Annotated in this window: 14 protein-coding genes; 9 read left to right on the top strand and 5 right to left on the bottom strand. The window is 38.9% G+C overall.

The genetic code is table 11. The annotated features are described in order from the left end of the window. Positions 1 to 22: 22 nt before the first annotated feature. The gene (locus tag AB5935_RS16995; protein ID WP_008652486.1) at positions 23 to 814 is read left to right on the top strand and encodes a polysaccharide biosynthesis/export family protein; all 792 of its coding nucleotides are present in this window, start codon (positions 23 to 25) and stop codon (positions 812 to 814) included. An 8-nt stretch (positions 815 to 822) separates the two neighbouring features. Then, positions 823 to 3234, top strand: coding sequence for a GumC family protein (locus AB5935_RS16990; RefSeq protein WP_132040425.1), 2412 nt, complete (start codon positions 823 to 825; stop codon positions 3232 to 3234). A gap of 108 nt (positions 3235 to 3342) precedes the next feature. Here the strand turns inward: AB5935_RS16990 and AB5935_RS16985 are convergent, their stop codons facing one another. Genes AB5935_RS16985 through AB5935_RS16975 form a run of 3 tightly spaced genes read right to left on the bottom strand, consistent with a single transcriptional unit; the run spans position 3343 to position 4360 of the window. Next, positions 3343 to 3792, bottom strand: coding sequence for an N-acetylmuramoyl-L-alanine amidase (locus AB5935_RS16985; RefSeq protein ID WP_007837992.1), 450 nt, complete (start codon positions 3790 to 3792; stop codon positions 3343 to 3345). After that, complete coding sequence (locus tag AB5935_RS16980) at positions 3789 to 3890, bottom strand: smalltalk protein (protein ID WP_005848116.1); 102 nt, start codon at positions 3888 to 3890, stop codon at positions 3789 to 3791. The genes AB5935_RS16985 and AB5935_RS16980 overlap by 4 nt, the downstream gene beginning before the upstream one ends. 41 nt (positions 3891 to 3931) lie before the next feature. Continuing rightward, positions 3932 to 4360 (bottom strand): HU family DNA-binding protein, encoded by a 429-nt coding sequence (locus AB5935_RS16975; RefSeq protein WP_007843691.1) that lies wholly within the window; start codon positions 4358 to 4360, stop codon positions 3932 to 3934. 248 nt (positions 4361 to 4608) lie between these two features. Here AB5935_RS16975 and AB5935_RS16970 point away from each other — a divergent pair, with 248 nt between their 5' ends. Next, positions 4609 to 4839 (top strand): DUF4248 domain-containing protein, encoded by a 231-nt coding sequence (locus AB5935_RS16970; protein WP_005843735.1) that lies wholly within the window; start codon positions 4609 to 4611, stop codon positions 4837 to 4839. 150 nt (positions 4840 to 4989) lie between these two features. On the opposite strand, the gene AB5935_RS16965 is transcribed toward AB5935_RS16970, so the two are convergent. Beyond that, positions 4990 to 7368: a DUF3987 domain-containing protein gene (locus AB5935_RS16965; RefSeq protein WP_117475237.1), complete on the bottom strand. Its 2379-nt coding sequence runs from the start codon at positions 7366 to 7368 to the stop codon at positions 4990 to 4992. Between the two features lie 198 nt (positions 7369 to 7566). Then, positions 7567 to 7764, bottom strand: a complete 198-nt coding sequence (locus AB5935_RS16960; RefSeq protein ID WP_007837988.1) for a hypothetical protein — start codon at positions 7762 to 7764, stop codon at positions 7567 to 7569. Positions 7765 to 8041: 277 nt separating this feature from the next. Between AB5935_RS16960 and AB5935_RS16955 the strand changes: the two genes are divergently transcribed. The 6 genes from AB5935_RS16955 (at position 8042) to AB5935_RS16930 (ending at position 15129) form a co-directional block, all read left to right on the top strand. Further along, the gene (locus AB5935_RS16955) at positions 8042 to 8542 is read left to right on the top strand and encodes a UpxY family transcription antiterminator (protein WP_007837986.1); all 501 of its coding nucleotides are present in this window, start codon (positions 8042 to 8044) and stop codon (positions 8540 to 8542) included. 368 nt (positions 8543 to 8910) lie between these two features. Next, complete coding sequence (locus AB5935_RS16950; RefSeq protein ID WP_007837984.1) at positions 8911 to 10269, top strand: lipopolysaccharide biosynthesis protein; 1359 nt, start codon at positions 8911 to 8913, stop codon at positions 10267 to 10269. Positions 10270 to 10391: 122 nt separating this feature from the next. After that, the gene (locus AB5935_RS16945) at positions 10392 to 11498 is read left to right on the top strand and encodes a glycosyltransferase (protein WP_007837977.1); all 1107 of its coding nucleotides are present in this window, start codon (positions 10392 to 10394) and stop codon (positions 11496 to 11498) included. A 17-nt stretch (positions 11499 to 11515) separates the two neighbouring features. After that, positions 11516 to 12775 (top strand): hypothetical protein, encoded by a 1260-nt coding sequence (locus tag AB5935_RS16940; RefSeq protein ID WP_007837975.1) that lies wholly within the window; start codon positions 11516 to 11518, stop codon positions 12773 to 12775. Between the two features lie 12 nt (positions 12776 to 12787). Beyond that, entirely contained in the window at positions 12788 to 14002 is a 1215-nt protein-coding gene (locus AB5935_RS16935) for a glycosyltransferase (protein WP_117596235.1), read from the top strand. Positions 14003 to 14010: 8 nt separating this feature from the next. Next, on the top strand, positions 14011 to 15129 hold the full coding sequence (locus AB5935_RS16930; protein WP_080549545.1) for a Coenzyme F420 hydrogenase/dehydrogenase, beta subunit C-terminal domain: 1119 nt from the start codon (positions 14011 to 14013) through the stop codon (positions 15127 to 15129). Positions 15130 to 15250 lie beyond the last annotated feature (121 nt).

Raw genomic sequence — 15250 nt, 5'->3', positions numbered from 1 at the left:
AAAATTAATAGAGAGCCAAAAAATGAGAAGATTGAAACTTACCCTATTCGCGCTGGTTTCACTACTACTATGTAGTTGCAGCGCCTACAAAAAAGTACCTTACCTGCAAGGGTCCGAGTATCTGGACATGGCAAATGTCAAAACACCCTTGTATGATGCACACATCATGCCTAAAGATTTGCTGACTATCACGGTGAATACCAGCGATCCCGATGCCGCCATTCCCTTTAATCTGACGGTAGCCACCCCCATCACGGCAAACAGCAAAAACCTTACCAGCCAACCATCTTTACAACAGTATCTGGTAGACAATAACGGAAACATTGATTTCCCTGTTTTGGGAACACTGCACATCGGCGGCCTTACCAAAAGCCAGGCGGAAAATATGATAAAGGAGAAACTGAAGACCTATATCAAAGAAGACCCTATTGTAAATGTACGCATGGCAAACTACAAAATCTCTGTGATGGGAGAAGTTGCCAGCCCCGGTACATTCACCATCACCAATGAAAAAGTAAATATCATGGAAGCACTGGCTATGGCAGGGGACATGACCGTATACGGACAACGCGACAAAGTGAAACTGATCCGTGAAGACGCGCAAGGCAACCGCCAGGTTATCCCGCTGAACCTGAACGATGCCGACATCATCGTATCTCCTTACTACTACCTCCAGCAGAATGATGTAGTGTATGTCACTCCCAATAAGACCAAAGCCAAAAATGCAGGAATCAGCAACAGTACTACAATCTGGTTCTCTGTAGTGGGAACCCTTGTCTCACTCGTCAGCCTGATAGTAACCATTGCCAAATAAACAGAATTATGAAAGAAGATTTATACGACGACCTCTATCTGGAAGAAAAAGAAGAAAAGACTGATTTTAAAGCGGTTCTTTTTAAATATACCATTCATTGGCCTTGGTTCGTGGCATGCATTCTGTTATGCATGGCAGGAGCCTGGCTTTATTTGCGTTACACCCCGCCGGTATACAACATCTCGGCGTCCGTCATCATCAAAGACAATGACAAAAACAGCAAAGCAAGCAGCGGCATGGCCGACTTGGAAGACTTGGGATTTTATTCTTCCATCAACAATTTTGACAATGAGGTAGAAATCCTGCAATCGCGCACGCTTATCAAGAAAGTAGTGGAAGAACTGGATCTTTACATCAGCTATGCGGCAAAAAGTAGTTTTCATGATATAGAACTTTACAAAAGTTCCCCTGTCAAAGTATGGATTACCCCTGAAGAAGCTCAGAAACTCCCTGCTCCGGCATATATCAACCTGACTTTGCAACCGAGCAATAAACTGAATGTGAAGATCACAATAGGAGAACAGGAATACAGCAAGCAATTCGACAAACTGCCTGCCTTGCTGACCACTCCGTCGGGGACTTTCAGCTTCACCCCGGCTGATTCGACAATCGCAAAAAGCGAGCAAAAAATCATGGCTACCGTTTCTTCCCCCCGCAGTGTGGCCGGCAGCTACCGGGGAGCATTGAGCATAGAGCCTACTTCCAAATCCACCACTATCGCACAGATCTCTGTAAAGAGCACGCATACGCAACGTGGTATGGATTTTATCAACAAACTGGTGGAAATCTACAACCGGGATGCCAACGACGATAAAAACGAAGTGGCTACCAAGACCGCAGAATTTATTGATGAACGTATTAATATCATCAACGGTGAACTGGGAACCACGGAACAAGAACTGGAAACCTTCAAGCGCGATGCCGGGTTGACCGACTTGAAAAGCGACGCCCAACTGGCATTGAGTGAAAACTCGGAATACGAAAAAAAACGTGCTGAAAACAGCACCCAGCTCCGGCTGGTACAATTCCTGGCCAGCTATGCCAACAATCCGGACCATGCCTACGAAGTACTTCCTGTCAATGTAGGCCTGACAGATACCGGACTGACCGAACTGATCAACCGCTACAACGAGATGCTGCTGGAACGCAAGCGCCTGCTCCGCTCCTCTCAGGAAAACAACCCGGTGGTAGTCAATCTGGATGCCAGCATCCGCGCCATGCGCAGCAATGTACTGACCACCATCAACAGCGTGCAAAGAGGCTTGGCCATCACCCAGGCGGATCTGGAACGTCAGGCAGGCAAATATGCCGGACGCATCACCAATGCTCCGGGACAGGAACGCCAGCTAGTCAGTATCTCGCGCCAACAGGAAATCAAAGCAGGACTTTACCTGATGCTGCTGCAAAAGCGTGAAGAAAATGCCATCACTCTGGCATCTACCGCCAACAATGCCCGCATAGTAGACGAAGCACTGGCAGATGCCATCCCCGTATCTCCCAAAGGAAAGATGATTTATCTGGTAGCACTGATTCTAGGCGTCGCTCTGCCGGTTGCCGTGATCTATATCATCGAGCTTTTTAAATACAAGATAGAAGGACGTGCCGATGTGGAAAAAATCACATCCCTTCCTATAGTCGGTGACGTACCTTTCTCTGAAAATAAATCTTCGGAGGGAGCCATTGTAGTACACGAAAACCAAAACGACCTGATGGCCGAAACTTTCCGTAATGTACGCACCAATGTACTTTATATGATGAAGAGTAACGAGAAAGTTATATTGGTTACCTCCACCACTACAGGAGAAGGCAAAACCTTTATCGCTTCCAATCTGGCTGTCAGTCTGGCTTTATTAGGAAAGAAAATTGTGATTGTGGGGCTTGACATCCGCAAGCCGGGTCTGAACAAAGCTTTCCAATTGTCACGCAAGGAACAAGGCATCAGCCAGTTCCTCGCTAATCCGGAACATACCGACCTGATGTCGCTGGTACAAGTTTCAAACATCAATCCTAACTTGTCCATTCTGCCCGGAGGTCCTATCCCTCCCAACCCGACCGAATTGGTGGCACGTGAATCTTTGCCTCAGGCTATCGACATACTGAAAAAGCATTTTGACTATATCATTCTGGATACCGCCCCCATCGGCATGGTGACCGACACCCAACTGATTTCGCGAGTAGCCAATGCCAGCATCTATGTGTGCCGGGCAGACTACACCCACAAGGCAGATTATACTTTAATCAACGAACTGGGCGAACAGAAAAAACTGCCCAACCTATGTACCATTATCAACGGACTGGACATGAAGAAAAAAAAGTACGGATATTACTATGGATACGGCAAGTATGGCAAGTATTACGGATATGGTAAAAAATACGGTTACGGCTATGGATACGGCGCAGAAAATGTAAACAAAAAGTAATTTCAAAATTAATTACATAATAAAATAAGACTAATCCTCTTTCTAGAACGTTAATATTTTAACAAATTCAGAAGAGAATTAGTCTTATTATGTTTTAATATATAAATATTATTTACTATACTTTTCTTTTGAAACATCAAAACAGGGACACTGTTTCACCCATTCCTCAGGCTCTATCTCACCATTTCCGTTCAAATCCGGACTTAAATCCCGATGACCGCAAACCTTGCAACCGGGATAATCCACCAGCAACGCCCTGACCAGTACACGCAATGAATGTTTCTGCCACACCGTCCGCGTATCCGCCGGCCTGCCCCGCTCGCTGACTCCCCCCTCATAGCATATCCCGATACTCTGCGCATTATACCCACGCGCATGCGCCCCGATTTTCTCTATGGGACGGGTTGTTTTTATATCCCCGTTCTTACGGATATAAAAATGATATCCGGGTCCGTTCATTCCACGCCTGCGGTGGCACACCTCCAAATCCTGTTCGGTAAAGTCCCTGTCCGCCTTTGTGGCGGAACAGTGGACAACAATCAGATTAATCACTCTCATCCTCCTATGCACGAGCTGATTCCTACTACACCCGCAATAGCCGTAGCTACTGCAATCACCACTTTCAAAATAGTGCTCCAAACAGATTTACCTTTCATTCTACAGTCTTTTTTAAATTAAACACTTGTCCGCCACCTACTTAAGCAGGTTTTTGCTCCTCCTTCGTTTTCACCGGCAATTTATCCACTTTCGTATATTTCAGTGCTGCCAGAATACCGCTTAGCGCAATACCCGGACGGAAATTGATACGCGCTTTTCTAATCATCGACACATCATACGTATCCTCCGTTTCCGCACCTCTTCCGCTCAGACCTATCTGGAAAGTGCCCAGATCGGCAAGCCTTACAATCTCACCCCCTTCCAGAGCCTCCATAATCACATCCTCCAAAGCAACAAGCACAGCCATTACATCCGCACGCGTCACCGTACAGGTCTTCTGAATACGATCCGCCATTTCGCGAATCTCTACATGGCCATTGGCCTGAGCTTGTGCATAAAACTTAGGCACCGCATCCTGATCAAGCGGATTATTACGCTTTACTACCGAATAAGAAACTGTTCTTCCCATACTTTTAAAATTAAAAATTAAAACTTTTAAATTAAGAAACACACTGACAATCAACTATTAATCACTAAGCCGGCTATGATTGACTTTTGATTACACTACAAAGATACGATGAAGCGGAAGCCCTGTGTCGACATTGGTAGAGAGCCGTAGAACATTGTCGAGAAATGTCGAGAATAACTTACAGGCAGAGTAGGAAAACAAGGACATTTTGTGTATCTTTACTCTATAATCAAAACAGATAAAAGAACATGAACCAAGAAGAAAAAGCATTCATTATCAGAGCGTATGACAAAGCGGAACTGGCAGAATTATATAGCCCCGGACGGACCGCTGCGGCAGCCCTGCAAACCCTATATCGCTGGATGCGGAGAAATATGCTGCTGCAGGAAGAATTAAACGAAGCGGGCTACAACAAATTCCGCCACAGCTTTCTGAAGCATGAAGTGGCAATCATAGTGAGGCATCTGGGAGAGCCTTAGGACATACGCTTCCCAAAGGACCTGTTGTTTACTTCGAAAGACCTTGTTGTTTTTTTAAAATCCCCTGTTGTTTTACCGGAAAGGTCCTGTTGTTTTTTGAAAACAACAGGACCTTTTTTACCAGTATTTTAGGCTCACAAGGCTCAGGGCTCACTTAGGCGGTAATTTAGGCCAAGACTTACCGGTCTTTCTATACTTACCATCCTCTTTCTCAACGATTTGATAATACACCAAACGCAACAAATAACGTTTCACGGATGCTGTAGGCAACCCTGCTTCATTGGCAGCCGCCATCAGCTCCGAATATGTAAACTCACGCGGCATTGTTCTCAAGATGGGACGCAGTTTGAAAAAAGCCTTTACCGGCCTGATTCTTCCGGCAGTATCATCCATGGAAGTGGAAAGCAGCAAACTGTGTTCCAGCAACACATCCACTATCTGCATGGCCGTACGGAAATCCTCATCCGAACATTTCCACTCCGATGTATTCCATTGCGGCTCGCACTTACGCAATGCAGTCAGCACCATGGCAATACGAGACATCATCAGTCCGTGGCGCAGCACAATAGCACCCGGAGAATCATCATCTTCCGCCACTACCTCACGCAGATACGTTCTGAAACGCTCCGTATGCTCTTTCCATTGTTCCTCGGTGAAAATCACCTCGGTAGACGATCCGGAGAGAAAGATAAACATACGCAGCAGCTCCTCGCCCATCCCTTTGAAATAAGCGCGCATATCCAGCCGGACTTTGCCGGGATTGGCAGACTTATACTCCCAGGGGGCCTGTCCCACATAGAAAGCCACACGGCTGTACATCCCATTCTCCAGCGAAGAAATAAATTTATGCAACTGGGCGGGAGTACCCGAAGCACATAATGCCAGATGAGGATCACTCACAATAACAAGCCGGTGATCCGTCTTGAAATAAGAAGACACCTCCTCGTGCTGGGAGGCGGCACGCATCACATCATCATGTTTTCCATACTCCTGGTGCATGGCAGAACTTATCATATCCAGCTCGGAGGCATTCATCACCAAGCCGACCGATCCACCCGCCTCCAAAGCCAATATCAACTGGCTTTTCGAAATATTGGGAGCCACCTTCAGGATGCGTTCCACCGGCATCTCCGGGCATTGGTCCAAATCGGGAACCCTCTTTTCCTGAGCGGCAAGCCGTTCCTCCAGATTCCACTTCAGCAGTTTCTGCCGGTACTCACGCTCATCCTTCCTGTTCAATTCATCGTAATACTCCTGAATGGCTGCGGGCAGAATTGCCGCCAGTTGCATCACCCCTTTTCCTCTGCCCGAACCGGCTAAAGCCACCAGGTAGAGATCGGCGGAATAAACCATTCCTCCATAATTCATCCTCACCCCCGGCAGACAACCGCTGATGTTGGTAATCATGGAGAGCAACAGAATATCCCTCTCGCGCTTGTTGCGGACGTGTGTCAAACCACGCTTCAAAAAGTCGGGCAAACGGTCGAACAGCTCATCCGGAAGACACGGAACATTGCGGCGCAATTTGTCAGCCTCAAGTTTCTCTATTTCAGCTTCTTCACCCTCTTCGCCGGAATCAGAATACCGCCTAAGTGAGCCTTGAGCCTTGTGAGCCCTGGAAGCAGGTGTTTCGGGGCCCTTGTTCATGTCGGCATACCGGTATCCGGAGTCTATGCGCGGAGGTATATCCCCGGCGGCACACCCCATACCCGCCAGCCTTTCCACCGCCAGCGTTTTCAGCCGGACCAACTCTTCTTCCCCCACTCCTTTATAGCGGGCGATACGTCCCAGCTTCAACAAAAACTCATTCTTTTTGCCATCCACAAAGGGATTCTGCGCCAAGAACTCGTTGAAGAATGTGTGCAGCATGCCCGAAGCCGCAACGAGAGGCTTGGATGCACTTGCCGGGGTCTTCACTTTCAACTCTGCCAGAATCTCCCCCACCCTGTCGGGATGCTCCGTCACAAAGCGGCGCCAGGGAAAAACTTCGGTATCCGGACGAAAAAAAGCTTCCGGATCATACGACGCAAAGCAAGGACGGGTGGGATTTTTGCAACTCATGTCACAGGGAAAGGCAAGAAGCTGCGCCACGTGCCATGCCACCAACGCGTATGCCAGACGATACTCGTCCACACTCTCTGCTTCCACACGCACCACCAGCTTCAGCCCGTCGTACGAAACGCTGCGCCATGCCGCCTTCACCCAAGGAGTGTCCTTCAAGACCTGCAAGAACTCAGACACACGGCCGTTACATTTATCCACATCCAGCATGGCGTCCCCGCTCCACTGCTTCAGATTAGTTTCGGCATGGCTCCCTTCGCAACGCCCGGCTATCACCAGCGCGGCCAGTTTTCTCTTTAATTTCTTGGCCTCTGTCTCCCTGCCCGAAGCCTTCAGGCGCTGATACTCTTCCACTTGCGCTTTCCAACGTTCGCCACGCAGAAGTTCCACAAACTCTTTCAATGTCATATCCACGGCATGTTCATCGAACACCGAGAAATAGAAAGAGCATAAATCGGTATAAACCATTCATGTATGAATTTAAATTATCAAAAGGAGGGCATTTCCCTCCACCATGAAAGCAAAAGTATATTGCAAACCCATACAATCAAAAGTTAAAATTGTACACTAACCAAACATAAAGTATTGATTTACAACCCCCATTCATTACACAAGTGTACAAATAACCGGGAGACTTCCTTTTAGTGTTTTTTTACATTTTATTCCTTATTTCCTTTCTTTCCTCTTTTTCTTCTCTTTCCGTTCTTTCTTCTTCTTTTCCTCCTTTTTCCGCATAAACTCGTTTATATCAGCCAGTGTATCCTTACACATGTGTTTCAAAACCCTCATTTCCTCATCGGTGTATCCTTCACCGGACAGGCGATATTTCACCATTACTATCTCCAGTTCCTGAAAGAACTGCAATCTGCCATTATTTTTCTTATAAATCTTGATTTTTCCATGATGTTAATATGATTTAAAATATAAAAAGTACAAAAGTAGGAATAAATGTATTATTCTTGTTAATTTTTTCATTTTTTGCGAACAAATAGCTTGTTATCGTAAAATATTGTCTATATTTGCATCAGAATTTAACGACAAGCTTACCTGGGAATGACACAGGTAACAGCGTAGCGTGCTTAAGAGGCATCATTTCTTTCAATTTTTAGAACATCTAACATTACTTTTCCTTCCTCCGAATATGAAAAAATGGCTAGTGGCGTATGTCCGCCTTCACCACGAAAAGAAGACGGCCGAACGGCTGACTGCAATGAATATAGAAAACTTCCTGCCTGTACAAGAAGAAATCCGCCAATGGACTTACCGGAAAAAGAAAATAGAACGGGTGGTTATCCCTATGATGATTTTTGTCCATGTGGATGTGGCGGAACGTTCGCAGGTGCTCACACTGTCGGCCATCAGCCGGTATATGGTGCTGCATGGCGAACATACTCCGGCGGTGATTCCGGACGAGCAAATGGAACGGTTCAAATTTATGCTGGATTATTCGGACGAGGCGGTGGAGATGTGTGCCGCACCATTGGTTCCGGGAGAATTGATACGAGTGGTCAAAGGTCCGCTAAAGGGACTGGAAGGAGAATTGGTGGAAGTGGATGGAAAGGCGAAAGTGGTGGTGAGACTGGATTTGTTGGGATGTGCGGGGGTTGATATGCCGGTGGGGTTTGTGGAGAAGATGAAATAAAAGTTTCCGATTATCTGGAAGTCCACATATTCCGACTATTAAGAAAATAGAGATATATCATTTCCAGTTCTTCACATTAGTTTTTCCGTATGGAAAGAATGAAAAAGAATATTACAAAAATAAATACATTTTTTTGTCATACACTTTGAATGAGATTTTCTCTGTCATCTAGCAATTTATAAAAAAAACGTTTGATCCATAATAGTAATAAGAGAACAGGAGGTAACGCTCACACTTAGAATATAAAACTCTAAGAAAAGAATGACTAATGTTAAACAATATCCATTAGTTGATAAACAGTTTTTTTCACCTCATAATTAAAGAATATATACAAGTAAATATTAATAGTTTCATATTCAATAAAAATAATGAATCTTAAGACCCCTATCAGAAAAAACTTTCTTGCAAGTGGATTTGGATTTAGTGTACAATTATGTAATCAAATCCTTATTGTTCCATTTTTTCTTACCCTTTGGGGTGTTGAAGAATATGGAGATTGGATATTACTGACGGCGATAGCTAACATTTTTGGAATGACAGATGCAGGATTAAATTCTGTTACACAAAATAGATTTTCTATAGACTATGCTCAAAAAAAATACGAAACTTGTCGCTCGTTATTAACAAATAATTTATTACTAATCTTTTTTGTTGGAATCCTAAGTCTATTGGGTTGTATTACTTATCTATTTTTATGGAATATAAAAACGGGATTAGGATTACATACCGTTAGCGAAGCAATAGCACAAGGTGTATTTTTATTAATGACATTAAGTGTATTCATAAAAATGATTGGTACCGTTTTAGATTCTATATATCGTGCAACCTCCCAAGCATATAAAGCAATATTGATTGGACAGATTAATATAATATTAAATCTAATAGCTATTATATCTGGTATAGTAATATTTCACTCTATGATTTATATTGCATATATGTTTGTCATATCAGACATTTGTATTGTACTCTACAAATTCATCAAAATTCAGTCTTTATTTCCATATACCCCTAAATGGAAATATCATGATACAAAATTATTTAAAGAATTACTTTTTCCATCATTAGCATTTATGGGATATCCAATTTCCAATATTATGATTTATCAGGGTTTTACCATTCTTGTCAACAAATTTCTAGGAGTTGAAGCTATGGTAGGCTATAATACAATCCGAACACTTACATCTTTTGTAAGAAAGATTATTAATATTATACAATCCTCTATTTGGCCTGAATATTCAATAGCTTATGGAAAAAATGATATTAATAGAATGCGTAATTTACATCGAAAGGCTTTCTCCATAGCTTTTCCGCTCACAATAATCATAACGATATTTATCATGATCTTTGGAAAGACTATTTATGAAATTTGGACTAATAATAAAATAGCATTTGACTATTCTCTAGCTTTTTCATTTTGCTTTTTAACCATTATTCGCAACTTATGGGACACAAGTAATGTTGTTATGATTGCTACCAATAAACATGTACAATTTTGCAGTTATCTTTTTTCAAGTTCAATATTAGCACTAGTACTATCTATAACATTAATACAATTTTATAAAGATATTGAAGTGTTCGTTTATTCTCAATTAGCATTAGACTTACTTTTATGCTATCATGTCATAAAAAGAGCAATGATACTTACTAATGACACAGCCTCCTCTTTCTTTTATTCCCCTATATCACTAGCAAAGCAACAAATAAATAAAATCATCTTCCACAAATAAAAGAATTACACTTATTACTATAAATAAAAAGTTGTTTAAATTATCATACTACAAACAATAAATCTATTACATTATATACTGACAATATATAAAATATCAACCAAAGAAAACCGTAAAACAATATGATAAAAAGTATTTTTTTTTGGGGAGGGGTAACCACCCATTGCTACGAACTAGCTAAATCAATTTCAAGATATTATGAAGTTTGGGCCATTATTCTTCCAACTAAGCAAAAAAGAGAAGAACGCATTCCTTCAGACCTATCAGCCAACGTTAACCTTATTAAATGCGAAAATATAGATGACATTTATAAAATCATTTCCAAAAGAAAAACTGAAAATTCTCTTCACATTAATTCAGCACTAAAACAAGGAAGCCTAAATAACAAAGCCCTAAAAATTCTATGCCAAAAAGGATATAATGTATTTTCTTTGCCACAAGAATCTTTCCAAACTCAAGGTTTAAAAGGTAAAATAAATGCTATAAAATGGTTCTTATATCTACATTTTACATACAGAAAAAAGATTAAAGGTTATGGACTAACAGGACTTAATGCCCAAAGAACATTCAAAAGAATGTTAGTTTCACCACACAAATTATTCCAATTTTCCTACATAACATTTCCTACAAAATTAGAAGTCACAAAAAAAAATAACACTATAAGATTTATTTACGTTGGTGCCATTGATAAAAGAAAAAACATAATTCCTTTTGTAGAATACATGCAAAATTATTCTAGCCAACAGTTTATTTTTGATATTTACGGTTCTTGGACATTAGATAAATTACTTATAAAAAAAATATCAAATTCCACTAATATACATTATCACGGTAAAAGAGATTATAAAGAGGTTCGGAATGCAATGTTAAATGCAGACTACCTAATATTACCTTCATTATACGATGGCTGGGGAGCTGTAGTTAACGAAGGACTGCAATCTGGATGCAAAGTTCTTGTAAGCAAAGACTGTGGTGCATCTATTTTTCCACTAATAGATTCACACTTAGGATATGTTTTTGATGGATCTAAATTGAGTTCATTAAATGGAATTATGAAACAAATTTTTATTGAAGGTCCATTATCTATTGAAAATAGACAAAGCATACAAAAATGGGCGAATAATAAAATTCATCCAGACATAATTGGAGATTATCTCAATCATATCATTCAGTATTACTTCTCCTCTGCTCCACATGCAATAGCACCGTGGCTCGACACAAGTCATTAACTTCATTATCGTACAATATGGGTGTTTGGTTCTATTTATATCTTATAATTAATATAATAATATTAATTTATTATTACAAGAAGAAACTTGGCATTTTCCAAGCTCCTTTCTTGATGGCCTATACTAGCATATTTGTTTTACTTCCTCAACTATCCTCTATATATATTTCTCCTTTTTACGAGAAATATCTTATCCGAGATTTGGGAATAATAATGGCCACATGTAACCTTACTTTTATTTTAGGATTTGAAATTGCAAAAAAGCAAAAAATTACATCTAGTTTCTTTTCAAGCATAAATTATAGAAAGTCTAAATATATATTATTTATTTTCACTATACTTGGTTTGTATTCAATGACCCTATGGAATGACACTTTTCAAGGTAGTGATAATGTAATACAAGCAAATCTAAAGAATTTTTCTCAATATGCATTTTGTGCTATTGTTACTTTCATCTTTCGCAAAAATAAAAGCAAATATCTATATCTACTCATTATCTGCACTTTAGTTCCTCTTATTTACTTTGCATTCTTCATAAAAGGTTCACGAGGAGAAAGCCTGTTTCTTCTCATTACCATTTCTTTTATCCTTAGTATGAAATATCCTCAAAAACACAAACTTATTTCTAAATCTATATTTACAATACTAATAATTGGAGCAATGCTAAATGCTAGTATAACAGTCATAAGACATATCTTAGTAGGAAATTCCAACAATGAAAATAATCCCACCCAAGAACTAGTTTTATGGGAAGCATTCAAAACTTCTTTTATACAAAAAGACATCACAGTCGGAATGGATTTAGGAAATGCAGCAAAGGGAATAAGGTATCTAAAAGAAACAGGACAAATGGATTATGGTACAAGTATATGGGATACTTTTATACAAAACTATATTCCCCGAAGATTAGTAGGGGAAGAAGCTAAAGAGAATTTAAAGTTAAACATAGTAAATGATAAATCTACAATTCAAAAATTAACATACAACATTACAACCATGACAGGGTATTATTCAGCCTTCAAATGTTTCTCCTATTTAGGGTTCTTCCTATTTGGAATTATCGGATATTTATATGGATATTTTTGGCGAAGAATATGTAAGTCTCAAATATGTCTATTCATTTATCTGTCAATTATAGCTACCGTACCACTAATTTTTACTCATGGAGTAGACTATTTATATACACGATTAATTTTTATTTTCCTTATTATTTATCCACTAAGCTACTATTCTATTGAACGTAAAAAAATAAAAGCAAGTACCAAATTCATTGTTTAATCTTTTTATATTATGGCAAAAAATATAATAGTATCACAGATTGGCGCTAGGCACCGATATACAATCCCTAAAACCTTCTACGAAAATAATATACTGAAGGCCTTATTCACTGATTCATATAGATATACTTTTTTAGGCAAACTATCCTACTTATTCATAAGACTAGGTATCAAAAAAACAATTTTTAAGCGTTTATGTTTAAGACTCCCTCAAATACCCCAGTCATATATCAAAGCATCAGACAAACCAACCTTAAAACTATTATTTAAAAAAAATGTAAATACTGAATTACTAAATGAAATTTTATATTTCACATTAGATCATTTTTTTTGCAAACACAAAAAAATCATAAATGAAGCCGATTGCATTTATAATATGTATTATGAAAATTTAGGGTTTATCAAATACGCTAAAAAACAAGGCAAAACTGTTGTTGTAGACATATACGAAAATCCTATTTCTTTCAATTTCCTATTAAATGAAGTAAACAAATATCCAGAATACTCTTGCATACGTGGAATAAAGAAACAATATGAGGATCGTATTGCCATAAGAGAAAAATATGTAAGCCAAATGTTACAAACTGCCGATTATTATACAGTTCCATCAAAATACGTATTAAAGGCAATGATGGCATATCCCGAATTTAATCCTAAAAAAGCATTCTTATTACCCTATCCTACCAGTATCCAAGAAACAAATTATAATTATCGTCCTATAAAACATAAAATTATTTGGGTTGGTAATGATCCTGTAAGGAAAGGATTAATATATTGTGCAAAAGCAGCGACAATATTAAAACAAAAATATACAGATTTAGATTTTAGAATTATAGGTTCTATTGATAATAAATACAAAGACATAGCAGTTTTCAAAGATTTAAATTTTATAGGTACTCTTACAAGTTCTGAATTAAAAGAAGAATATAGAACAGCGGAAGCCTATGTATTTCCTACACTTTCAGAAGGTTTTGCAGGAACTGTTATTGAAGCTGCAAGTTGTGGTTGCCCCATTATTACAACAGAATGCGCCGGAACTGACTTAGAAGCTTTCCCTGCTATATACATACCAATACAAAATGTTAATGCTATTGTAGATAGTGTTACCTCTATTTTAGAGAACAGCAAATATAGAGACCAACTTTCACTAAAAACTTTTCAATATTCTCAAGCATTAACACCTGAAACATATGAGAAACGCTTAATTTCTATTTTTAAATCTATCTAAATATTTCTATGCCAACATTATGTTCTTATAAAGAATGTACAGGATGTGCAACTTGTTTTGCTGTATGTCCACAGCATGCAATCACAATGGAAAAAGATATATATGGATTTTTATATCCTAAAATAGATCATAATAAGTGTATTGAATGCAATTTGTGTGAAAAAAAATGTCCTTTGCTACATAAACAAGAATACAAAATTCCCGAAAAAATAATAGCTTGCTATTGGAAAGATGAAAAAAAACGAATAGAAAGCACTTCTGGTGGAATAGGTACTTTATTAGCTCAAGAATTCATTAAAAACAATGGTATAATTTACGGATGCGCTTTTACTCCTCCTTTCAACATCTGCCACATTAGATGTACAACTATTGAAAATATTCTTCGTTTAAGAGGGTCTAAATATGTTCAAAGCGAAATTCATGAAACATATACCAAAATAGATGAAGATTTAAAAACTCAAAAGAATGTACTTTTTATTGGCACTCCTTGCCAAATAGCTGGCATAAAAGCACGTTTTTCCAAACATCCTAATTTATTTACTGTAGAGTTAATATGCCATGGAGTTCCTTCATGCAAATTTTTAAAGGAAAGTATTCCTTCAAATATCCTCAAAAAACGTATCAAACAAATTAATTTTCGCAGCAATTCACAATACAATTTCTCACTAATAGAAGATAATCAAATATTACCTAGCTATCAGCGTCCTCTTAGTAATGATCTCTATATGAAGGGTTTTTTTAACGGAATTACGTACCGACCTTCTTGTCTTTCTTGTCATTTTGCAAGAAAAGAAAGGAATGCAGATATGACCATCGGAGATTTTTGGGGATTAAAATCAACTAAAATTACAGATATAAATAAAGGGGTGTCATTGGTATTAATCAATACAAATGCAGGTAATACACTTTTTAATTTATGTTCTGATTCTCTATATTCGGAAGAACGCCCTTATAAAGAAGCACTTGATGCTAATGAGCCACTAAATCATCCTATCAAAAAAAGCATAAGATACAATGTATTTAGAACATTATATCCACATTTTGGATACAAATATTCTTTATTTTTTGCTTTACCTGATAAAATATTAGCAATGAAAATCAAATATTATCTCAAACATAACAAATAATGAAAATCAAAACAATTACTTGTCATAATGTCTATAATTTCGGAGCTTCATTACAAGCATATGCCTTAATGACATATCTTACATCTCAAGGACACCAAGTAGAAATTATAGATTATATGCC

The sequence above is a fragment of the Phocaeicola sp. RTP21198st1_B8_RTP21198_201120 genome (assembly GCF_040929485.1).
Taxonomy (GTDB): domain Bacteria; phylum Bacteroidota; class Bacteroidia; order Bacteroidales; family Bacteroidaceae; genus Phocaeicola; species Phocaeicola dorei.
The sequence above is the reverse complement of the archived record's forward strand: the minus strand, read 5'-3'. Positions and strand labels throughout refer to the sequence as shown.

Bases quoted from the DNA above. Each gene is read 5' to 3' on its own strand.
- AB5935_RS16955 (WP_007837986.1), top strand. From the start codon at position 8,042: ATGAAAAAATGGCTAGTGGCGTATGTCCGCCTTCACCACGAAAAGAAG.
- AB5935_RS16980 (WP_005848116.1), bottom strand. From the start codon at position 3,890: ATGAAAGGTAAATCTGTTTGGAGCACTATTTTGAAAGTGGTGATTGCA.
- AB5935_RS16990 (WP_132040425.1), top strand. From the start codon at position 823: ATGAAAGAAGATTTATACGACGACCTCTATCTGGAAGAAAAAGAAGAA.
- AB5935_RS16965 (WP_117475237.1), bottom strand. From the start codon at position 7,368: ATGGTTTATACCGATTTATGCTCTTTCTATTTCTCGGTGTTCGATGAA.
- AB5935_RS16970 (WP_005843735.1), top strand. From the start codon at position 4,609: ATGAACCAAGAAGAAAAAGCATTCATTATCAGAGCGTATGACAAAGCG.
- AB5935_RS16975 (WP_007843691.1), bottom strand. From the start codon at position 4,360: ATGGGAAGAACAGTTTCTTATTCGGTAGTAAAGCGTAATAATCCGCTT.
- AB5935_RS16935 (WP_117596235.1), top strand. From the start codon at position 12,788: ATGGCAAAAAATATAATAGTATCACAGATTGGCGCTAGGCACCGATAT.
- AB5935_RS16940 (WP_007837975.1), top strand. From the start codon at position 11,516: ATGGGTGTTTGGTTCTATTTATATCTTATAATTAATATAATAATATTA.
- AB5935_RS16985 (WP_007837992.1), bottom strand. From the start codon at position 3,792: ATGAGAGTGATTAATCTGATTGTTGTCCACTGTTCCGCCACAAAGGCG.
- AB5935_RS16945 (WP_007837977.1), top strand. From the start codon at position 10,392: ATGATAAAAAGTATTTTTTTTTGGGGAGGGGTAACCACCCATTGCTAC.
- AB5935_RS16930 (WP_080549545.1), top strand. From the start codon at position 14,011: ATGCCAACATTATGTTCTTATAAAGAATGTACAGGATGTGCAACTTGT.
- AB5935_RS16995 (WP_008652486.1), top strand. From the start codon at position 23: ATGAGAAGATTGAAACTTACCCTATTCGCGCTGGTTTCACTACTACTA.
- AB5935_RS16950 (WP_007837984.1), top strand. From the start codon at position 8,911: ATGAATCTTAAGACCCCTATCAGAAAAAACTTTCTTGCAAGTGGATTT.